The sequence below is a fragment of the Burkholderia territorii genome, from assembly GCF_902833055.1.
Taxonomy (GTDB): Bacteria; Pseudomonadota; Gammaproteobacteria; order Burkholderiales; family Burkholderiaceae; genus Burkholderia; species Burkholderia territorii.
Genome location: NZ_CADFEJ010000003.1, coordinates 115318 through 135324, shown reverse-complemented (window position 1 = coordinate 135324; position 20007 = coordinate 115318). Strand labels below are relative to the sequence as shown.

Here is a 20007-nt window from a genome sequence, read left to right as displayed (position 1 = left end):
CCTACACCCGGCTGTCAAACGGGTTCCAGATAATGCGCGCAGCCGGTCGGTGCCCCATGGCTCCCGCGCCGGCCCGACGACAACCCGGTTCCCACACGCGACTAACGACGAAAGAGAGAACATCGCATGAAGAAGCACGCCTGGATTCGCTACACGCCGATCGCGCTCGCGGCCGCGCTCAGCCTGACCGCCTGCGGCGGCGACGACGTCACGCAGCAAGGCCTGTCGGCCGTGAAGAACGTCGTCGTGATCTATGCGGAAAACCGCAGCTTCGACAACCTCTACGGCAACTTCCCGGGCGCGAATGGCCTGCAGAACGCAACGGCCGCGAATTCGGTGCAGAAGGATCGCGATGGCTCGACGATGGCAACGCTGCCGAAGATCTGGGGCGGCCTGACCGCGACCGGCATCACGCCGGCGGTCACCGAAGCGATGACGGCGAACCTGCCGAACGCACCGTTCGCGATCGACGATCCGAACGGCTTCAACCAGTCGATGAGCATCGCGACGCGCGACATCGTGCACCGCTTCTATCAGGACCAGATGCAGATCGACGGCGGCAAGAACGACATGTACGCCGCATGGACCGATGCGGGCGGCCTGACGATGGGCCACTACACGCCGGATCCGTCGAAGCTGCCGCTGTGGAAAATCGCGCAGCAATACGTGCTCGCCGACAACTTCTTCATGGGCGCGTTCGGCGGCTCGTTCCTGAACCACCAGTATCTGATCTGCGCATGCGCGCCCTACTACCCGAACGCCGACAAGAGCCCGGCGGCCGGCAAGATCGCAGTCCTGAATGCCGACGGCAAGTCGCTGAAGGTCGCCGCGAACTCGCCCGCATCCGCGCTGAGCGGCCCGCCGAAGTTCGTCAACGACGGCGCGCTGACGCCGGACTTCTACGGCGTCAACACGATGCAGCCGGCGTACCAGCCGAGCGGCAACAAGGCCGCCACGGGCGGCGACCCGCTGCTCGCCGACCCGGCCAATCCGTCGACGATGCCGCCGCAGACGGCGACCAACATCGGCGACCTGATGACCAACGCAAACGTATCGTGGGCATGGTACGGCGGCGCGTGGGGCCAGGCGCTGCAGGCGAGCCAGAACGGCACGTCGAACGTGATCTACGGCGCCGACCTGTCGACGCCGAACTTCCAGCCGCACCATCAGCCGTTCAACTACTACGCGAACCAGGCACCGGGCACCGCGAGCCGCGCGCAGCACCTGCTCGACGGCGGCGCGAACGGCGCCGAATTCATCAAGGCGATCGATGCGGGCACGCTGCCGCAAGTCACGTTCTACAAGCCGCAGGGCAACCTGAACGAGCACCCGGGCTATACGGACGTCACCTCGGGCGACCAGCACATCGCCGACGTAATCGCGCACCTGCAGGCCAGCCCGCAGTGGAAGAACATGGTCGTGGTCGTCACGTATGACGAAAACGGCGGCTTCTGGGATCACGCCGCGCCGCCGAGCGGCGATCGCTGGGGCCCGGGCACCCGCATCCCGGCGCTGATCGTGTCGCCGTTCGCGAAGAAGGGTTTCGTCGACCATACGCAGTACGACACGGGTTCGATCCTGCGCTTCATCACGCGCCGCTTCTCGCTGCCGCGCCTCGCGGGCCTGCAGCAGCGCGACGACGCGTTGAAGGCGAACGGCGCGCAGCCGATGGGCGACCTGACGAACGCGCTCACGCTGTCGCCGAACCTGTAACGGCATCGCGGCGAACGGGCCGGCCGCGCTGCCGGCCCGAACGAGCGAAGGGCGACCCGCCGGGTCGCCCTTTTTTCATGCACGCGCGCTGCCGTGCGGCCGCGTCACCAGCCGTACTTCAGCTCGATACCCGCGTAGTCAGCGTTGTGCCCGCCCGCCTGCCGGATCGTGTCGCCGACCTGGAAGTGCACGGCCTCGATCGAGCCGATCAGGTTCGCGGCGATCGTCCAGTCCGCGCGTAGCTGCACGTACATCCCCGTCCACAGACCGCCCTTGCCTGCCGTGCCGGGCACCGCGACATTCGGCTGCTGATAGACGGCGTCGCCGGTCGTCTCGCGCCACTGGAAACCGAGCGCGCCGAGCAGCGACAGGTTCGACGACGGCTTCAGCGTCACGGACGGCTTCACGTGAATCAGGTTCGCGTAACTCGTATAGCCGGCGAGCGTGAAGTAATAGCCGTTCGGAAACAGCGGATTGAAGGTGCCGACGCGGCCGTCGTGCGGATGCCGGTCGCCCGATGCCGCGTCCACCTGCAGCGCGATACGCGGCGACCACGGCGCGTCGAGCTTGTAGCCCGCGATCGAGCCGACGGCCCACGCGCCGATCGTCGCATTGCCGAGCGTGCCGGTCTGCAGCATCGTTTCGAGATCCCAGTCGAAGCGGCCCCGCGTGCCCGTGTAGCGAACGTCCCACACGTCGCGATGCTCGGGGCCGCTCGCGTCGAGGAAGCGTGCATTGCTGCGGTTGTAGCGCGACCAGTAGCCCGACAGGTCGCCCGGCCCGACCGACTGCCGCTCGAAGCGCACGCCGCTGAACGTGAGGTCGCGATTCGACACGTCATCGAACGCGGACATCGTGCGGTTCTGCACGGGCTGCGTCGCATACGCGATGAAGCGCCACTTTTGATATTCGTAGTCGGCCCACACGGCATCGAACGCCTGCCGCACGTTCGGACCGTCGCGCGTCGCGATGAAGCGCTGCAAGTCGAACGCCATTTCCTGCCGGCCGACGCGGAACTTGAACGTGCCGCCACCGAGCGCGCCCGTGTAGGTCGCGAACGCCTGTTCGAGATCGAGCGGGTTCTTGTCGACCGGCGAGATCGTGTTCTTGCCGAATGCGCGGTCGTCCTGCAGCTGCACGAAGAACTGCCAGTGCTGGCCCAGATGCGCATCGGCATGCACTTCGACGCGCTGGATCACGTACGTATCCGATTGCGCGGAGCCGATCCCGAACAGCGGCGCGTCGTTGGTCTCCAGCCGCTCGCGCAGGTTCACGCCCAGCGACAGATAGGAGGCCGGATCGTTGCCGAGCGGGATGTATTTCAGTGCGTCGAGCGGCGCGCGCGGCACGCATCGATTCGCGAGCACCGACCAGTCTTCCTGCCACCGATTGAACAGCACCGTCGGCCGCTTCGCCGTGCAGGCCGACGCGGTGCCGTCACCGGGCGTCGATGAAGACATCGAACTCGCCGGCGTTTGCGCGACCGCCGCGTCTGCACCCGCGAACAGCAGGCCCGCGACGATCGACGCGCGCGCGGCCCGCTCGAAGCCGCCGCCGTGGCCGCTTCGTCGCCTGCGCCGCTCCCGCGCGATCATGCACGCTCCTGCGTGGCAGGTCCGGCGGCTCGCGCCGCACACAGTGCAAGCATCGCGAGCGCGCCGACGGGTACGAGCAGCGCCAGGAATCCGACCTGGCGGAACCCGAGCGCACCGCCCATCGCACCGAGCGCGAACGCGACGATCGCCGGCAGCATCTTGCCGAAGCGCGCGCGCGCCGCCGCGCGTGCGGTATCGGGCGTGCCGGCCGACAGCAGATCGACGGCGTCGAGGATCGCCTGCGTCACGTTGCCCGTCATCACCGTGTTCGGCACGCCGCCCGCACGCGAAATCACGCGCGGATGCGCGTTCTGCACGCCCATCGCGAACGTGCCGACGATGCCGGCCACGAGCGCCGGCAACGCGTCGGGCTGCGTGACGGGCGTCGCCCATACGCCCGCCGCGCAGAAGCCGAGCAGCAGCACGGCCTGCACCGCGTGCAGCGCGCGCGCACCCTGCCACGCGGGCCGGCCGGACATCGACCGCGCGATCAGGCTGCTCGCGATCACGCCGCACACGAACGCGGGGAACACGCTGAGCTTCAGCACGACACCCTGGCCGAAGCCCGCGGTGCCCGCGCCGATCAGCACGAAGTTACCGGTCACGTGTGCGGTGAACAGCCCGAACAGCGCGACGAAGCTCAGCGTGTCGACGAAGCCGGCCACCGCGGCAAGGATCGTGTCTTCGTGCTTCATCGCGTCGCGCTCGCGTGGATTTCGGCGACGTAGCCGCCCGGGAACTGCACGAGTGCAGCGTCGCGGCCGTCCGCGGTGAACGGCGGCACGAGCACGGTCGCGCCCGCGGCTTCGGCCTTCTTCAGCGTCGCCGCAAGATCGGGCACTTCGTAGCCGGTCATCTCGCGCCCGAACGGGTAAGGCAGATGGCCGTCGGTCACGAGCACGGTCATCTTGCCGAAACCCGAGTCGATGCGGATGCGGCGGTACGTATCGTTCGGCCGGCCGATCTCGATGCCCGGCGCCTTCAGGTTATCCGACACCACCTTGCCCTTCGAGAACTTGACGAAGTCGTGCACGAACTTGCGTACGGTTTGCGGCGACACGTAGACGCGGTTCTCGGGAATCGTCTGCAGCGCTTCGTAGTGCGGCGCCTGGGTATGCCAGTAGAGCTGCATCTTCACGCCGCCCGCCCACGCAATGATCGCATCGCGGCCGATGGGATCCGGGAACGTGTCGACGATCACGTCGGCGCCGTGCTCGCGCGCCGACTTCACGGCGACGTCCATGCCCGTGACGAGATAGCCGGTGCGCTCCGTGCAGAACGGATACGGGACCGGTGTCTTGAAGCCGAACACGGAGATCGTGCCGACCGGCGTCAACACGAGCTGCGACATCGTCTGGCTCGGTGTCGGCGTGACCTGGAACACGCCCTGCTTCGACTTGCTGCCGCCGAAGGTAGCGACGAAGCTGTCGGTGAAGCGGTCGAAGTCCTCCGGCGCCACGCACACGTGCGTCGTGTCGTATTGCGGGCCGACGGCCACCGTGGGTGCGACGGCCGGCGGCACGGGCGGTTTCGCGAACGCGGCAGGCGCGGCGACGAAGCCGCTGGCAAGCGCAAGCGCCAGCAACGCGGAACGAAGAATTTTCATCATGGATGTCCTTGTTGTTTCATCAAATGGTACGGCGGCTCGGGCGATCGCGGTTACCCGCGGCTGTCGCCGGCCGGATCCCGTGCGTCGTCGAGCACGGTAGCAAGCACGAGCGCCGCAATCAGGCCCAGATGCTCGAAGAAGCTGTTGAGCGCCATGAAGTGCGCGGTGCCCGTCTGGTTCCAGAAGTCGTTCGCCACCAGCATCGCGACGAGCGTCAGCATGCCGAGGCTGCCGGCACCGAGCCACGTGAAGCGGCGAAACACCACGCAGAGCGAGCCGGCGATCTCGACCACCACCGCCAGTGCAGCCCACAGCGCGGCCGGCTGCAGCCCGAAATGCGCCTGCTCGGCCACCGCGCCATTGAAGTCGAGTGCTTTAGCGATGCCACCGACCAGATAGGCTGACACCAACGCGAGACGCGTGAGCGGCAGGATCCACGGCTGCGACAACAGCAAGCGGACCCACGCCGGGTTGCCATGGACGTTGCGCGTCGACATGTCAGATCGCCCAGCACGAGCAACCGAACGCGCCCCAGAAGCCCTTCGCGTCCGACGTCGGCAACGCGCTGCCCCACGCGCTCGCATGCGCGTGCTGGTGCACGTTGCAGGCGTTCGCGCAGCCGCACATCGCGGCCGCCGCCGCCCGTTGCAGCGGCGCGCCGCTGCGCTGCGTCGCGCCCCAGCCGCCATAGCCGCCGTACTCGCGCACCGGCGACCAGTCCGGCATCGCCGGCGGAATCGGCGCATCGTGCGACGCGAACGGGCCCGCGCCCCACACGATCTTGCCGCCGACCACCGTCAGCAGCGCGGTCGTGCCCGCGATATCGTCTTCCGCGCATGCGAAGAAGTCACGATCCGGAACCACCAGGTCGGCGAGCTGCCCGACCGCGATGCGCCCCTTCTTGCCTTCCTCGTTCGAGAACCACGTCACGTACTCCGTCCACATGCGCAGTGCGGTCTCGCGATCGAGCAGGTTGCGCTGCGGGTACATCCGCAGGCCGCCGACCGTCTTGCCCGTCACCAGCCATGCGAGCGACACCCACGGGTTGTACGACGCCACGCGCGTCGCGTCGGTGCCGGCCGACACCTTCAGGCCCTTGGCGAGCATTTTCGCGACCGGCGGCGTGGCTTCCGCCGCCTGCGCGCCGTAGCGCTCGACGAAGTATTCGCCCTGGTACGCCATCCGGTGCTGCACCGCGACACCGCCGCCGAGCGCGGCGATGCGGTCCATCGATTGCTCGGAGATCGTTTCCGCGTGATCGAAGAACCAGTTCAGCCCTTCGAGCGGGATGTCCTCGTTGACCTTCTCGAACACGTCGAGCGCGCGGCTGATCGTTTCGTCGTAGGTCGCGTGCATGCGCCACGGCCAGCGGTTCTGCGCGAGCACGCGCACGACGCCTTCGAGATCGTCCTCCATCTGCGCGGGCAAGTCCGGGCGCGCGACGCGGAAGTCCTCGAAATCGGCCGCCGAAAACACCAGCATCTCGCCCGCGCCGTTGTTGCGGAAGTAGTCGGTGCCGTCGTGATACTTGACGCTCTGCGTCCAGTTCACGAAGTCTTCCTTCTCGGCGTTCGGCTTCTGCGTGAACAGGTTGTAAGCAATCCGGATCGTCATCTCGCCCGCGTCGTGCAGCTTGCGGATCACTTCGTAATCGTCCGGGTAGTTCTGCGAGCCGCCGCCCGCGTCGATCACGCCCGTCACGCCGAGCCGGTTCAGCTCGCGCATGAAGTGGCGCGTCGAGTTGTACTGATACTCGAACGGCAGCTTCGGCCCTTTCGCGAGCGTCGCGTACAGGATCGTCGCGTTCGGGTTTGCGAGCAGCAGGCCCGTCGGGTTGCCGGCCGCATCGCGCAGGATCGTGCCGCCGGGCGGCTCGGGCGTGTCCTTCGTATAGCCGACCACGCGCAGCGCGGCCGCGTTCAGCAGCGCGCGATCGTACAGGTGCAGGATGAACACCGGCGTATCGGGCGCGGCTGCGTTGAGTTCGTCGATCGTGGGCAGGCGCTTCTCGACGAACTGATGTTCGGTGAAGCCGCCGACCACGCGCACCCACTGCGGTGCGGGCGTCACGGCAACCTGCCGCTTGAGCATCTCCATCGCGACCGCGAGCGAAGGCACGCCGTCCCAGCGCAGCTCCATGTTGTAGTTCAGGCCGCCGCGAATCACGTGGCAGTGGTTGTCGATCAGGCCCGGCAGCACGCCGCGGCCGTCGAGGTCGACCACCTTCGTCGCGCGGCCCGCGAGCGGCATCACGTCCGCGTCGCTGCCGACCGCGACGAAGCGGCCGGCCGCGATGGCCACCGCGGTCGCGACGGGGTTCGAGCGGTCGAGGGTCGTGATGCGGCCGTTGTGCAGAATGAGATCCGGTTGAATGTCGGGTGCGCTCATCAGTTTGTCCTCGATGCAATCAGAAACCGAGCCAGTGACGGACCGGTGCGACGGCCGCCACGCCGATCAGCATGCCGGCCAGCCCGACCAGCGCGACCAGCGGCGGCGCGGGAGAGCGGACCTTGATCACGCTGTACACGACGCCGACCAGCACGCCGGCGCCCAATGAAGTCAGATACGATTCCATACGCCCTTCCCGACTGAATTAGAATGTCCCGCATTGCCGCCCGGGCACCGCGCGCCGCGCGCCGCTTTCCTGCCACCGTCTCCAGCCATGCAACATCTTCCCGATCTCGAAGCCTGGGCCATCTTCGCGCGCGTCGCGGAGACCGGTTCGTTCGCCAAGGCCGCCGACCTGCTCGGCATCACGCAACCGACCGTGTCGAAAGCGATCGCGCGCCTTGAAAAGCGCCTCGGCGCGATGTTGCTGTACCGCACGTCGCGCAAGCTGTCGCTCACGCCAACCGGCGAACTGCTGCGCGATCGCGCGATCCGGCTGCTCGCCGACGCCGAGCTGATCGAGGGCGAAGCATCCGCGCACGCGCTCGAACCGCACGGCCTCGTGCGCGTGAACGCGCCGATGTCGTTCGGGCTGCACCATCTGGCGCCGGTGCTGCCCGCGTTTCTCGAACGCTACCCGCGCGTCGACATCGACCTCGTGCTGACCGACCATTTCGTCGACATCGTGTCGGGCGGCTTCGACGTCGCGATCCGGATCGCCGAGCTCAACGACTCCTCGCTGCGCGCACGCCGTCTCTGCGCGGTGCGCCGGCCGCTCGTCGCATCGCCCGCGTATCTCGACCGGCATGGCCGGCCGACCCATCCGAGCGAACTCGAGCGGCACGTGTGCCTGACCTACACGAACATCCCGACACCCGACTACTGGCGCTTTCGCCACACCGCGTCGAACGATGAAATCGGCATACCCGTGCGCGGCCGCATTCGCACCAACAACGCCGACGTCATCTGCCCCGCGCTGATTGCAGGCCACGGTCTCGCGCTGCAGCCGACGTTCCTGGTGTGGGACGCACTGCAAAGCGGCGAGCTCGAGGAAGTCATGCACGACTGGAAAATCGCCGACATCAACCTGAACCTCGTCACACCGCCCGGCATGCTGCGTGCCGCACGCGTGACGGCGTTGCTCGACTTCCTCGTCGAACATCTGTCGCACGCGCCGTGGGCGCTGCCGCCCGTCTGAACGGGCGGCCCGCGGCCGTTACTTCGCCGGCACGGCCGGGATCGACTCGTGCGGCGTCGCGGTGCGTTGCGGCGCCTTGTGAACCATCGTGTACGCGTAGTCGATGCCCATCCCGTACGCGCCCGAGTGCTCCTTCGCGACCGCCATCACGGCGTCGTACGTGTCGCGGCGCGCCCAGTCGCGCTGCCATTCGAGCGCGACCTGCTGCCAGGTGACCGGCACGACGCCGGCCTGGATCATCCGCTGCATCGCGAAGTCGTGCGCGTCCTTGGACGTGCCGCCCGACGCATCGGCGACCATGTAGATTTCGTAATCGCCTTCGAGCATCGCGCTGAGTGCGAACGTCGTGTTGCAGACTTCGGTCCACAGACCCGACACGATCACTTTCTTGCGGCCGTTCGCGGCCAGCGCATCGCGCACCTTCTGGTCGTCCCACGAGTTCATCGACGTGCGTTCGAGCGTCTTCTGGTTCGGGAACACGTCGAGCAGTTCGGGATAGGTGAAGCCGGAGAAGCTCTCGCTTTCGACGGTGGTGATCGTGGTCGGGATATTGAACGCCTTCGCGGCCTTGGCGAGTCCGACGACGTTGTTCTTCAACGTCTGGCGATCGATCGACTGCACGCCGAATGCCATCTGCGGCTGCTGGTCGATGAAGATCAACTGGCTGTTCTGGGGAGTGAGGACTTCAAGCTTCGGGTTGCTCATGGCGCGAATCATCCTTTGGACAGGAAACGTGTGAGGCTTGCCTCGACCGGAAACCGGGAGTAGCCGACTGTGCGTTGCCCCGGATCTGCGTGTTCCGGTTGCAGCCATTTAATCGGAAAAGCCGCCGTTCGAACATCCAACAAATGGAATCGATCGAATTCCGGACGACGGGGCTCTCCAGCGGCCATCCGCCCTTTTGTTCCACACGTAAACCCGATACGCTTCGAGCACGTCCAAGGCGCGCCCCGCGCCCCGATCGGCCCGTCACGAGAGATTTTCATGATGAAACCGTATCTTCTGTCGCTGTTCGCAGGCGTCCTCGCCGGCGTCATCTACGGCGCGCTCGGCGTGGATTCGCCGGCGCCGCCGATCATCGCGCTCCTCGGCCTGCTCGGCATGCTGGCCGGCGAACAGATCCTGCCGCTCGCGCGCCGGATGCTGGCCGGCTATCGGCTGAATACCGCATGGCGCGATGCACAATGCAGTCAGCACATGTTCGGCGCGCTGCCGGGCGGTGCCGCGAACGACCGCAAACCGTCGTGACGCCAGGCTCATGACCAACGTCGAACTGTTTCACTACCTGCTGCTGTTGATCTGCGCCGCGGGCGCGCTGACGTGGATCGCCGAGCGCATCTCGATTCCGCCGGCCGTCGTGCTGCTGCTCGGCGGCTGCGTGGTGGCCGTCGCCGGCAAGGGCGTGCCCGACATGGACCCGGCGCTGCTCCTCGCAGCCGTGTTGCCGCCGCTGCTGATGTCGAGCGGCTTCTACACGGCATGGAAGGAATTCCGGCGCGAGCTCGGCTCGATCACATCGCTCGCGCTCGGCGCGGTGGCATTCACGACGGTTGCGGTCGCGCTCGCCGTGCATGCGGCCGATCCGTCGCTGCCGTGGGCCGCATGCTTCACGCTCGGCGCGATCGTGTCGCCGCCCGATGCGGTCGCCGCGAAGGCGATCCTGCAACGCCATCCGCTACCCGCGCGGCTCGTCGCGGTGCTCGAGGGCGAAAGCCTCGTCAACGATGCGTCGGGCCTGCTGCTGTATCAAATGGCCGTTTCGGCCGCGCTCGCCGTCACGATCACGACTGCTAGCGCGACCGGCCTGTTCTTCTCGCTCACGCTGATCGGCATCGCGATCGGTCTCGCATGCGGCCATGCGATGTGCTGGGTGCTGCAACGCCTGCGCGAGCCGATGCTCGGCATCGTCGTGACCTTCGCGATGGCGTGGGGCAGCTACGGCATCGCGGAAGCCGTGCACGGCTCCGGCGTGCTGTCGGTCGTGACCTGCGGCCTCGTGCTCGGCGTGCGTCAACATCGCGTGTTCGACGCCGACATGCGGATCAAGGCGAAGGCGACCTGGGAAGCGATCGTGTTCGTGCTCGACGCGCTCGTGTTCATCCTGATCGGCCTCGCGCTGCATGCGATCCTCGCGCGCGTGAACCACGAAGGCGCGGTGCTGATGGCCGGCCTGCGCGTCGCGCTGCCGGCGACGGCCGCCGCGATCGCCGCGCGCGTCGTCTGGGTGTTCGTCGCGATGTGGCTGCCGGGCCGCCTGCGCGCGCCGCGAGCGGGCCACGCGCCGTGGTCGTGGCGCGAGGCCGTCGTGCTCGGCTGGTCCGGCATGCGCGGCGTCGTGAGCCTCGCGGCCGCGATCGCGCTGCCGAGCAATTTCCCCGGGCGCGACCTGATCCTGTTCAGCACGTTCCTGCTGATCATCGCGACGCTCGTCGTGCAAGGCGGCACGCTCGCGCCGCTGATCCGTGTGCTGAAGCTGCGCCCGGCCGCGCGGCACACGATGTCCGAGCACGCGGTGCGCGCAGCCACGTTCGGCGCGGCGCTCGCCGAGCTCGATGCGCGCGGGCAGCGCGGCTCGGGCCTCGAACGCGCATCGCTCGACCGGCTGCTGACCGAATATCGCAGCCGCGTCGCGTTCAACGAACGCGCGCACCGCGACGGCGCGGAGCCGGCGGACGTGCGCGCGCGGATGCTGCGCGTCGAGCTCGAGCTGGTCGGCGTGTCGCGCGACGCGCTGCTCGACCTGCATCGCGACGGCCGCGTCGACGACGCGGTGTTGCACCGCATAGAATCCGAGCTGGATTTCGAGGAACTGAGGCTGCAGCGCCTGCTCGAACCGTGACGTCCGGCCATGCCCGGCCGGCCCGTCTTCCCCTCCCCCACATGGAATTGCAATGAGCGAACTGTCCGTCGAAGCGAGCATCGGCTCCGTCGATTACCTGGTCCATTTCACCGACGGCGTGCATCAGTGGCGCGCCGACGAACCGGCGTCGCTCGGCGGCGGCGATACCGCACCGACGCCCGTCGCGCTGCTGCTGTCGAGCCTCGGCGCCTGCACCGCGATCACGCTGAAGATGTATGCGCAACGCAAGGGCTGGCCGCTGGCCGAAGTGCACGTGAAGCTCGCGCACGAAGCGGGCAGCGCGGGCAGCACGATCGTGCGCCGCATCACGCTCGACGGCGACCTGACCGACGAACAGCGCGAGCGCCTGCTGCAGATCGCGAACGCGTGCCCGGTGCACAAGATCCTCACGCACCCGATCGCGATCGATACGGCCATCGCCTGATTCACCGAAACCGGGAGACCACCATGTCCGCAACGATCAAGACCGTGCTCACGCCGCGCGAGAGCGACATCGGCAACCTCGTCGTGCGCCGCGTGCTGCCCGCGCGCGCCGCGCGCCTCGTCGGCCCGTTCATCTTCTTCGACGAGATGGGTCCGGCCGTGCTGCCGGCCGGCAGCGGGATCGACGTGCTGCCGCATCCGCACATCGGCCTCGCGACCGTCACCTATCTGTTCGACGGCACGCTGATGCATCACGACAGCCTCGGCTTCCGGCAGAAGATCGTGCCCGGCGACGTGAACTGGATGACCGCCGGGCGCGGCATCGTCCACTCGGAGCGCTCGCCCGACGAGGACCGCCCGCATGAGCAGCCCGTGCACGGAATCCAGACCTGGGTCGCGCTGCCGATCGAGCACGAGGACACCGCGCCCGCGTTCGTGCATCACGCGGCCGACACGCTGCCGTCGTTCACGCGCGACGGCGCGAGCGTGCGCGTGATTGCGGGCACCGCCTTCGGGCTCACGTCGCCGGTCGCCGTGTTCTCGCCGACGCTCTATGCGTATGCGGAATTCGCCGCAGGCGGACGACTCGTGCTCGACGCGGAACACGACGAGCGCGGCGTGTATCTCGTCGACGGCGACCTCACGATCGACGGCACGCCGCTCGCACCGGCGACGATGGCCGTGCTCGAAGCCGGCGCGAACGTCGCGCTCGCGAGCGTGAACGGCGCGCGTGTGATGCTGCTCGGCGGCGCCCATCTGCCGGGCGAACGGTTCATCGAATGGAATTTCGTGTCGAGCGAGCGCGCGAAGATCGAGGCGGCCCGCAACGCGTGGGCCGCGCAAACCTTCGGCAAGGTGCCGGGCGAGGAAGACGAATGGACGCGCCAGCCGGAGCGCCGCGCGCAGTAAGCCGGTAGCCGCCGGCTCATCGATGCAGGGCGGCCGGCATTCACGCCGGCGGCCTTGCGTTTACCGCTTCAATCCCATCAGCTTCGCGAGCACCGGCCAGCGCTCGAGCGATTCGTCGAACGCGCGCCGCGCCTGCTCGTCCACATAGCGTGCAGGGTCCAGCGCGGGCAAATGCCGCGCGAGGCCGATCACGTCGTTCGGCTGCGACAGGCGATCGTCGTCGCCTTCGCCGATGTTTATTGTTCGTCGATCCATACGCCGTCCGGGGTCTTCACCGCATAGCCGGTGCTCGTCTGCATCGTCACCGTGCCTTCGTTCTCGCCGACCATCCGCGTGCGCGGCAGGTCGGCGGCATATTGCGCAAGCGTCACGCCCGGCTTGAACGGGCTGTTCGACACGAGGTTCGACAGCAATTGCGCGAGCGCGAGAAAGCTCGTCGGCTGGTCGATCACGGTCGTCGTGCCGTGATTGCCGGTAAAGCCGACGAGCCGCACGCCGACCGGCCCGTGAACGATGCGCGGCGTCGGAATCTCGCGCAGGCCCGCGACCTGGTTCTTGTCGCCGCGCAACGCGGCACCGTGCTCGGGCACGAACACGATCACCGCGCGCCGGCCCGACTGCGCGATCAGGTCGGCGAGCCGGTCGAAGTCGTTCATCAGCTTCGTCGCGCGCTGCGGATACGAATCGATGCTGGTCAGCGAACTGCCGACCACGCGGTTGCCGTCGTGCAGGCTGATCGTGTTGTAGTACAGCGCGACCGGGCCCGGCACCGACGCACGCTGCGCGTACCAGTTCGCGAGCGTGCCGTAATCGTCCTTGATTGCGGAGCCGTCGAACGCATGCATCGCGACCGGGGCGGCGGCGTTCGAGATCAGCGGTGCGTCGGGCACGCCGATATTGTCGTGAATGACCTCCAGGAAGTTGTCGAAGTGACCGTCGTGATTCAGCAGCGACTGCACCGTGTAGCCCGCGGACGCGAGCTGCGAGAACAGGTAGCACTGCTGCGGCGCGGGTTTGTACAGATCCGCATGCGCCTCCTGCCCGCAGCTCGCGCGCAGCACGCGGATCGCGGCCGGGCCGCTGTAGCTCGCGGCCGTGCTGAAGTTGTTGAACAGGTAGTCGAAGTGACTGAGCATCGGGTGGTTGCGCACCTTCGCCGCGTCGAGGTCGTCCCACGACAGCGAGCACACATGCAGCACGATCACGTCGAATTGCGCGGCCGGGTCGTTGCCGAGATGACCGAACGCGACCTGGCGCTGCGATTCCTGCGCGCGGAACGTCGCGAGTGCCGCGTTGTGGTCCTCCGGCTGGCCGGCGCGCACACCCGCCGCGTTCGCCTGCTGCGGCAGCGGCGCGACGATGCGCGCCATCAGCCCGCTGCCGGCCTGCCACAGCGGCATCACGATGAGCGCGGCCAGCACGAAGGTCGCGACACGCAGCCAGCGGTTGACGATGAAATAGACGATCAGCACGCCCGCCACCGTCAACACCAGTACCGGCGGCAACAGTCGCGGCAGCAGCTCCATCCAGTACTCGAGGCGGAACGTGCCGACCTCGCGTGCGGCTTCGGCGAGGCGCGCGAGCGGCGGCGCATGCATTTCGCGCGCGAGAAGCGGCACCGCGATCGCGATCGCGACGAGCTGCCGCACGATGCGCCACGCGCGTTGCCGGATCGGCGCACTCGCCGCGAGCGCCAGCGCGAACGCAAGATTCGCGAGCCAAAGCGGCTGCAGGTGGCCGGTCGCGAACAGCGCGAACTTCAGGATGAAATACAGATTCCAGAACGTCATCTAAACCACTCCATGATGGGCGCCGCGTCAGTCGCGCGCCCGATCGAGCTTCGGTGCCAGCATCGACTGCACGCCGCGCGCCGCGCCCTTCCACATGCGTACGTAACCGTCCAGGCCCACGCGCAGCACTTCCTTCAGCCCGCGCAGCGGCGTGTCCGCGCGCGCGCCCGCATGCCAGTCGAGCCATGCGTCCGCGCGGCCGAACGTGCACTGCACGAGCTGGCGCTCCTGCTCGAGCGTCAGCGCCTCGAAGCTCACGCCGACATGCGTCGGCGTCACGCGGCTCACGCGCACCGGGAACGGGAACGGCCGGTCGCCGCGCGTCACGCACACCGTCAGCGTGTCGCCGACCGCGAGCGTCAGCCCCGGCACCGCCTCGAGGCCGAGGCCGCCGGTCGAGTAGTCGCTGGTGAAGCAGGCGGCCGTCGACCCGTCGGCGAGCAGCAGCGTCGCCGGCACACGCATCGCGATCCGGTGCGTGACGCGCACCTGCTTGGTCTCGCGCGCGACGGCCAGCGCGGCGCCGAGCATCGCGAGGTTGTAGACGGTCCAGCCGAGCGTGATGAGGATCGTCGACGCCTCGTCGCCCTGATCGACCACGAGCCGCCACAGACCGGCCGCGATCGCGAGCACGTTCAGCGCGAACAGCACGAGATACGGCTTCGACGTCGACCAGTCGACGTAGCCTTCGTCGATCTTGCCGCCCTTGTCGGTCACGTTGAACTTACCGTGCTTCGGGCTGAAGAACGCGACGGTGGTCGGCAGCGCGATGTACCACGCGAGCACCGATTCATAGACTTCCGCCCAGAACGAGTGGCGATAGCGCCCCTGCATCCGCGAGTTCGCGACGTTTGCGAGCACGAGGTACGGGATCACGTAGCTCGCGAGCGCAACCGACGACGCATTGATGAAATACAGGTGGAAGAACAGGTAGGCGAGCGGGATCGTCAGGAACACGAGCCGCGGGATCCCGTAGAAGAAATGCAGCATCGCGTTGCCGTAGCAGATCCGCTGGATGAAGCCGAGCCCGCGCCCGAGGAACGGATTGTCGATGCGGAAGATCTGCGCCATCCCGCGCGCCCAGCGCGTGCGCTGCTTCACGTGCCCGGCGAGGCTCTCGGTCGCGAGGCCGGCCGCCTGCACGGTCGGCAGGTAGGCCGACGTGTAGCCGCGGCGATGCAGCTTGAGCGCGGTATGCGCGTCCTCGGTCACCGTCTCGACGGCGACGCCGCCCACCTCCTCCAGCGCACTGCGCTTGAGCACCGCGCACGATCCGCAGAAGAACGTCGCGTTCCACAGATCGTTGCCCGACTGCACGAGCCCGTAGAACAGGTTGCCCTCGTTCGGGATCTCGCGGAACGTGCCGAGGTTGCGCTCGAACGGATCGGGCGAGAAGAAATGGTGCGGCGTCTGCACCAGCGCGCACTTCGGGTCGCGCAGGAACACGCCCATCGTGGTCTGCAGGAACGAGCGCGTCGGCACGTGATCGCAATCGAAAATCGCGATGTATTCGCCGTGGGTCTTCGGCAGTGCGCGGTTGATGTTGCCGGCCTTCGCGTGGCGATTGTCGTCGCGCGTCAGGTAGCCGATCCCCGCTTCGCGCGCGAACGCCTCGAACTCGGGGCGGCGACCGTCGTCGAGCAGGTACACGCGCAGCTTGGCCGTGGGCCAGTCGATGCTCTGCGATGCGAACACGGTCGGCTTCACGACCGACAGCGGCTCGTTGTAGGTCGGAATGTAGATGTCGACGCTCGGCCAGCTGTCGGGATCGTCGGGCAACGGCACGATCGGCCGGTCGAGCGGCCATGCGGTCTGGATGAAGCCGAGCAGCAGGATCATCCACGTGTAGACCTCGGCACCGTAAAGCAGGTAGCCGGCGAACGCCTCGACGGGGCTGCGGAAATCGAGCGTCTGGGTCGTGCGCCACCACACGTAGCGGACCGTGGCGAGCAGCGCGAGCGATGCGAGCGCGAGGGTCGGCAGATGGCCCGGCAGGCGGCGCAGCGCCAGCGCCAGCACCGCGACGATCGCGAAGAATGCGAACTGCGCGCCGGGCATCAGCGGCGACATCCCGGCCGCAGCCCACATCAGCGTGCCGGCGATCAGCAGCAGCGGCGCGAGCCAGCGATGCCGGCCGACGCCGTGCGCGCGTGCATCCAGCCAGCCGCCCCAGCGAGCCCAAGGCAGACGCTCGAGCAACGCGTCGAAGCGCTTGCCGAGTGCGCGCGCCGCGACGTAGGCCGGCACGACGAACGTGTCGAACCACGCGAGCGGATCGCGTGCGGGGCGCGCGTCGGCCGCGCGCGGCGCGCGCACGATCGCGCGCCACAGCCATTCACGCGGGCTCAGCGGCTGCAGCACGCCCCACTCCCGCGCGAGCCACAGAAACGCAACGCGCGCCCGCCGGCGCATCGTATCGGCGCGGCCGGGCGGCGGCGCGTGGAAGAACAGTCGCACGAGCCAGTCGAGCAGCGTGCGCTCGGCCGGCAGCCCGATCCCGCGCGCGCACCAGTCGGTCGCGCGCCGAACCGCGGCGCGCCAGCGCGACGCGAATGCGGCGTTCATTGCCGCGCTCCCGTATGGCCGGCCGCCGCTGCGGCCAGCCACGCGTCAACCCAGTTCGCGACGCCGTTCAGGTCGTGCGACGCCTGCGAATACGGCGCATCGTCGAAGATCCAGGTGCCGCGCGCGAGCGTCTCGGGCACGGCTGCATCGACGTGAATCCGCTGTTCGAGCATCGATGCGGGCCCCGCGACCGCGCGCAGCATCGCAAGCGCATCGCGCTGCATGTCGCGCGCCGGGTTCAACCGGTTCACGACGATCCGCAGGTCGCCGCCGCCGGCCCGCAGCGCGTCGAGGCGCGCGGCCACCGTCGCGCACGCGGCCGGTTCGGGCGGCACGACGACGAGCGTCAGGTCGGCAACGCGAATCGCCTGTTCGGCCTGCGGCGACGGATAACGCGCGGTGTCGACCAGCACGACGCCGTCGGCCGGCAGCGCGATCTCGTCGAGCGCACGCGACAGCCACGCCGGATCGGCGACGAGCCGCGCATCGCAGGCGGCGGCACCCGCCGCGTCGACCTGCCCGTACGGCACGAACAACACGCCGTCGGCGTTGCGCCACGTATGCGCGTGCCATGGCGCGGCGTCACCCGCGTCATCGAGCAGGCTGTGCGCGAGCCCGTGCTCGGCCAGCGTGTCGAGACCGAGCGTCGCGCCCATCAGGTTCTGCGCATCGAATTCGACCGCGACGACCGGCCGGCCGCGGCGCGCGAGCAGCACGGCGAGCGCGCCGGCGAGCGTCGTGCGGCCCGCGCCGCCGGTCGTCGACGTGATGGCGATCGTCTTCATCGCGCGGCCTCGTCGCTACGGCCGGCTTCGGGTAACAGGCGCCCGCGCAGCGCGACCGGCACAAGCACGCACGGCACCACGTCGCGCCGGTGCAGGCCGCGCGGCGCATGAAAGCCGCGGCCGAGGCCCAGATGCTGCGCGACGATCCACACCGGCACCGCGATCGCGATGCCGACGACGAATCCGATGACGAGTTCGGCGATCATGCGCCCTCCGGCTTGCGCAGCGGCATCGCGCTGCGAATGGCGCCGCGCGGGCGCGCGGCGGGAAATTCGGCGGACGGTGCCGGCGCATCGGCGGCCGGCGTCGTGTCGCCGGCGCGCGGCGCCGCATCGGCAGGTTCGTCGACCGTCCGCGCCGCTGCGATTTCGGCTCCCGGTTCGGCACCCGGTTCGGCGAGCGTCACGGCTTGCGCGGCGCGTTCGATCGACGCGCGCGCCGCACCGGCCGGTTTCGCCGTCGCGAACAGGTCGCTGTAGTCGGCGATCGGCGCGCGCCGGTTCTCGGCCTTCAGCGCATCGAGTTCGGTGTCGATGCTGCCCTGGCCGAGACATACGACGCGATCGGACAGCGTGTCGACCGGCACGTCGAAGATCCGCGCGAGCGCGTCATCGGCATCGCCCGGCTCGCACGCGAACAGGAATACGTACAGGTGCCCGGCATCGGCGGTCACGACGTCGCCCGCGCGGCGCGGCCGGCAGTGCCGCAGCGCATCGACGTGCGACACGCCGGGCAGCAGCGCGATCTTCGCGAGCGTATGCGGCAGCGCGAGCACGGCACCGCGATCGAGCACCGCGCGAATCCGCAGGCAGAATGCGCCGACCGGCAGGTAGCCCAGCACCGAATCGCCGAGCGCGGCGGCGAGTGCCGCACGATAGTCGGCCGCGACGGGCCGCGCATAGAGCTGCCCGCGCAGTGCGTTCACGGCCCCCTGCATCCGCGACATCGGCAGATCACGCGCGACGACGCGGTTCGCGCCGACGCTCAGCACCAGCATCTCGAACTGCTGGCGCAGCACTTCGCCGCGTTCGACGACGGCAATCTTCAATGCGCCGCCGGATTGGCGGCGCAGTGCATGAACGGCCGCGCACAGCGCCTCGAGCTGCGCGTGCGAGCGGAACGCCAGCACCGCGGTCGCGGCCTGCGCGTGCGCACAGGCGGCGACGACCGCCGCGTTGTCGTCGACGACTTCCCAGCCGGCGGGCACGCGGCCCGCCTCGTCGAGCGCCGCGCGGCTGACGACCACGCGATCCTCGTCGGTCGCGAGCTTCATGCGGCTCGACGGCTCGGCGGCGCCGCCGTCGACGATCGCCGCGAGCCGGCCGCTCGGCGCGAAACGCAGCGGCCGCACTTCACCGGCCGCGAGCGTGTCGCCGGCACGCCAGAAATCGACGACCCACAGCAGTTCGCCGTGCGTGCGCTGCAACTGCGCGACGCCCGAGCACACGCCGTGAAAGCCGCTGCGCGGCGCGCGATTCGCATCGCGCACGAGCGGTGGATCGTCGGTATCCAGGTCGGCGCCGGTGCGCACGATCTCCGGATCGACCAGCAGCACCAGCGCGATCCGGTGCGTGCGGCACCAGTCGGCGAGCGCGTGCGCCTCTTCCGCGAGTGCGGCCGGATCGTCCCAACTGAACCAGCGCTGCGCGCCTTCGATGAAATACAGCGAGCGCGCGCGGAAGCCGTAGCGCTTCATCGCGCGCAAGGCGCCCGCGAGGCGCGCGAACGGACCGGGTGCCGCACGACGTGGTGCGCCCGGTTCGCGCGCGGCATCGCCGTCGGCCGGCTCGTGCGCGCCCGGCATCGCCAGCACGTTCAGGTTGCGCGGCCAGCCGGCCGGCTGCGCGCCGCCCGCGAAACCGCGCGACGCCATCTGCGCGGCAACGCGCGCCGCGTCGCGCGACAGCACGACCGTCACGTCGCGCGTGCGCGACTGCCGCGCGCTTTCCCACACCAGCGCGTCGCACGCCGGCGTGCCGGCAGCGGCATAGATCGCATACAGGCCGCCCGCTTCCAGCTGCGTCCATGTATCGGGCAGCCCGTCGATCGCGAGCCGACTCAACACACCCGCGCGGCCGCCTGCCGGCCCCGTGCGCAGCAATGCGCGCAAGCGGCCCAGCAGGCCGGCGGCGCCGAGCGCGGGACGGGTTGCATCGATTTCCGTATTCACGC

General features: G+C 68.8%; 19 protein-coding genes. 6 read left to right on the top strand and 13 right to left on the bottom strand.

The window, feature by feature from the left end; all coding sequences use genetic code 11:
- Positions 1-126: 126 nt before the first annotated feature.
- Complete coding sequence (locus HW466_RS07910) at positions 127-1713, top strand: acid phosphatase (protein ID WP_059448250.1); 1587 nt, start codon at positions 127-129, stop codon at positions 1711-1713.
- Between the two features lie 104 nt (positions 1714-1817).
- On the opposite strand, the gene HW466_RS07905 is transcribed toward HW466_RS07910, so the two are convergent.
- The 6 genes from HW466_RS07905 to HW466_RS07880 are packed head-to-tail and all read right to left on the bottom strand — an operon-like array spanning position 1818 to position 7492.
- Positions 1818-3308 carry an alginate export family protein gene (locus tag HW466_RS07905; RefSeq protein WP_151006477.1) on the bottom strand — a complete coding sequence of 497 codons (1491 nt, stop codon included), beginning with the start codon at positions 3306-3308 and terminating at the stop codon, positions 1818-1820.
- The gene (locus HW466_RS07900; protein WP_174905450.1) at positions 3305-4003 is read right to left on the bottom strand and encodes a YoaK family protein; all 699 of its coding nucleotides are present in this window, start codon (positions 4001-4003) and stop codon (positions 3305-3307) included. Before HW466_RS07900 ends, HW466_RS07905 begins: the two co-directional genes overlap by 4 nt.
- A complete protein-coding gene (locus HW466_RS07895) occupies positions 4000-4914 on the bottom strand; it encodes a VOC family protein (protein ID WP_151007107.1) in 915 nt (304 codons plus the stop codon). The genes HW466_RS07900 and HW466_RS07895 overlap by 4 nt, the downstream gene beginning before the upstream one ends.
- A 53-nt stretch (positions 4915-4967) precedes the next feature.
- On the bottom strand, positions 4968-5414 hold the full coding sequence (locus HW466_RS07890; RefSeq protein ID WP_174905451.1) for a DoxX family protein: 447 nt from the start codon (positions 5412-5414) through the stop codon (positions 4968-4970).
- 1 nt (position 5415) lies between these two features.
- Positions 5416-7305, bottom strand: a complete 1890-nt coding sequence (locus HW466_RS07885; RefSeq protein WP_174905452.1) for an amidohydrolase — start codon at positions 7303-7305, stop codon at positions 5416-5418.
- 19 nt (positions 7306-7324) lie between these two features.
- Complete coding sequence (locus HW466_RS07880) at positions 7325-7492, bottom strand: DUF1427 family protein (protein WP_060348555.1); 168 nt, start codon at positions 7490-7492, stop codon at positions 7325-7327.
- 87 nt (positions 7493-7579) lie between these two features.
- Here HW466_RS07880 and HW466_RS07875 point away from each other — a divergent pair, with 87 nt between their 5' ends.
- Positions 7580-8503, top strand: coding sequence for a LysR family transcriptional regulator (locus HW466_RS07875; RefSeq protein WP_059506192.1), 924 nt, complete (start codon positions 7580-7582; stop codon positions 8501-8503).
- An 18-nt stretch (positions 8504-8521) separates the two neighbouring features.
- Here HW466_RS07875 and HW466_RS07870 read toward each other — a convergent pair whose 3' ends face one another.
- Complete coding sequence (locus tag HW466_RS07870; RefSeq protein ID WP_059449299.1) at positions 8522-9208, bottom strand: hydrolase; 687 nt, start codon at positions 9206-9208, stop codon at positions 8522-8524.
- A 282-nt stretch (positions 9209-9490) separates the two neighbouring features.
- On the opposite strand from HW466_RS07870, the gene HW466_RS07865 reads away from it, so the two are divergent.
- From HW466_RS07865 to HW466_RS07850, 4 genes are read left to right on the top strand one after another with little or no spacing between them, the layout of a single operon-like run.
- Positions 9491-9751: a DUF1427 family protein gene (locus tag HW466_RS07865; RefSeq protein ID WP_151006459.1), complete on the top strand. Its 261-nt coding sequence runs from the start codon at positions 9491-9493 to the stop codon at positions 9749-9751.
- A gap of 10 nt (positions 9752-9761) precedes the next feature.
- The gene (locus tag HW466_RS07860; RefSeq protein WP_174905453.1) at positions 9762-11342 is read left to right on the top strand and encodes a cation:proton antiporter; all 1581 of its coding nucleotides are present in this window, start codon (positions 9762-9764) and stop codon (positions 11340-11342) included.
- Between the two features lie 52 nt (positions 11343-11394).
- Positions 11395-11787 carry an OsmC family protein gene (locus HW466_RS07855; protein ID WP_059546284.1) on the top strand — a complete coding sequence of 131 codons (393 nt, stop codon included), beginning with the start codon at positions 11395-11397 and terminating at the stop codon, positions 11785-11787.
- 23 nt (positions 11788-11810) lie between these two features.
- Positions 11811-12695, top strand: a complete 885-nt coding sequence (locus tag HW466_RS07850) for a pirin family protein (protein WP_151006122.1) — start codon at positions 11811-11813, stop codon at positions 12693-12695.
- Positions 12696-12755: 60 nt separating this feature from the next.
- Here HW466_RS07850 and HW466_RS07845 read toward each other — a convergent pair whose 3' ends face one another.
- From HW466_RS07845 to bcsE, 6 genes are read right to left on the bottom strand one after another with little or no spacing between them, the layout of a single operon-like run.
- The gene (locus HW466_RS07845) at positions 12756-12950 is read right to left on the bottom strand and encodes a hypothetical protein (RefSeq protein ID WP_060348559.1); all 195 of its coding nucleotides are present in this window, start codon (positions 12948-12950) and stop codon (positions 12756-12758) included.
- Complete coding sequence (gene bcsG, locus HW466_RS07840; RefSeq protein WP_151006121.1) at positions 12932-14485, bottom strand: cellulose biosynthesis protein BcsG; 1554 nt, start codon at positions 14483-14485, stop codon at positions 12932-12934. Before bcsG ends, HW466_RS07845 begins: the two co-directional genes overlap by 19 nt.
- Positions 14486-14512: 27 nt before the next feature.
- A complete protein-coding gene (gene bcsA / locus HW466_RS07835; RefSeq protein WP_174905454.1) occupies positions 14513-17050 on the bottom strand; it encodes a UDP-forming cellulose synthase catalytic subunit in 2538 nt (845 codons plus the stop codon).
- Positions 17047-17835, bottom strand: a complete 789-nt coding sequence (gene bcsQ, locus HW466_RS07830; RefSeq protein WP_059769735.1) for a cellulose biosynthesis protein BcsQ — start codon at positions 17833-17835, stop codon at positions 17047-17049. The genes bcsA and bcsQ overlap by 4 nt, the downstream gene beginning before the upstream one ends.
- Entirely contained in the window at positions 17832-18041 is a 210-nt protein-coding gene (locus HW466_RS07825) for a hypothetical protein (protein WP_059449305.1), read from the bottom strand. Before HW466_RS07825 ends, bcsQ begins: the two co-directional genes overlap by 4 nt.
- Positions 18038-20005, bottom strand: a complete 1968-nt coding sequence (gene bcsE / locus HW466_RS07820; protein WP_174905455.1) for a cellulose biosynthesis protein BcsE — start codon at positions 20003-20005, stop codon at positions 18038-18040. The genes HW466_RS07825 and bcsE overlap by 4 nt, the downstream gene beginning before the upstream one ends.
- Positions 20006-20007: the final 2 nt, after the last annotated feature.

Bases quoted from the DNA above. Each gene is read 5' to 3' on its own strand.
- HW466_RS07860 (WP_174905453.1), top strand. From the start codon at position 9,762: ATGACCAACGTCGAACTGTTTCACTACCTGCTGCTGTTGATCTGCGCC.
- HW466_RS07910 (WP_059448250.1), top strand. From the start codon at position 127: ATGAAGAAGCACGCCTGGATTCGCTACACGCCGATCGCGCTCGCGGCC.
- bcsG (WP_151006121.1), bottom strand. From the start codon at position 14,485: ATGACGTTCTGGAATCTGTATTTCATCCTGAAGTTCGCGCTGTTCGCG.
- HW466_RS07855 (WP_059546284.1), top strand. From the start codon at position 11,395: ATGAGCGAACTGTCCGTCGAAGCGAGCATCGGCTCCGTCGATTACCTG.
- HW466_RS07870 (WP_059449299.1), bottom strand. From the start codon at position 9,208: ATGAGCAACCCGAAGCTTGAAGTCCTCACTCCCCAGAACAGCCAGTTG.
- HW466_RS07885 (WP_174905452.1), bottom strand. From the start codon at position 7,305: ATGAGCGCACCCGACATTCAACCGGATCTCATTCTGCACAACGGCCGC.
- HW466_RS07880 (WP_060348555.1), bottom strand. From the start codon at position 7,492: ATGGAATCGTATCTGACTTCATTGGGCGCCGGCGTGCTGGTCGGCGTC.
- HW466_RS07825 (WP_059449305.1), bottom strand. From the start codon at position 18,041: ATGATCGCCGAACTCGTCATCGGATTCGTCGTCGGCATCGCGATCGCG.
- HW466_RS07875 (WP_059506192.1), top strand. From the start codon at position 7,580: ATGCAACATCTTCCCGATCTCGAAGCCTGGGCCATCTTCGCGCGCGTC.
- HW466_RS07895 (WP_151007107.1), bottom strand. From the start codon at position 4,914: ATGAAAATTCTTCGTTCCGCGTTGCTGGCGCTTGCGCTTGCCAGCGGC.
- HW466_RS07865 (WP_151006459.1), top strand. From the start codon at position 9,491: ATGAAACCGTATCTTCTGTCGCTGTTCGCAGGCGTCCTCGCCGGCGTC.
- HW466_RS07905 (WP_151006477.1), bottom strand. From the start codon at position 3,308: ATGATCGCGCGGGAGCGGCGCAGGCGACGAAGCGGCCACGGCGGCGGC.
- HW466_RS07845 (WP_060348559.1), bottom strand. From the start codon at position 12,950: ATGGATCGACGAACAATAAACATCGGCGAAGGCGACGACGATCGCCTG.
- HW466_RS07850 (WP_151006122.1), top strand. From the start codon at position 11,811: ATGTCCGCAACGATCAAGACCGTGCTCACGCCGCGCGAGAGCGACATC.
- bcsA (WP_174905454.1), bottom strand. From the start codon at position 17,050: ATGAACGCCGCATTCGCGTCGCGCTGGCGCGCCGCGGTTCGGCGCGCG.
- HW466_RS07900 (WP_174905450.1), bottom strand. From the start codon at position 4,003: ATGAAGCACGAAGACACGATCCTTGCCGCGGTGGCCGGCTTCGTCGAC.
- bcsQ (WP_059769735.1), bottom strand. From the start codon at position 17,835: ATGAAGACGATCGCCATCACGTCGACGACCGGCGGCGCGGGCCGCACG.
- HW466_RS07890 (WP_174905451.1), bottom strand. From the start codon at position 5,414: ATGTCGACGCGCAACGTCCATGGCAACCCGGCGTGGGTCCGCTTGCTG.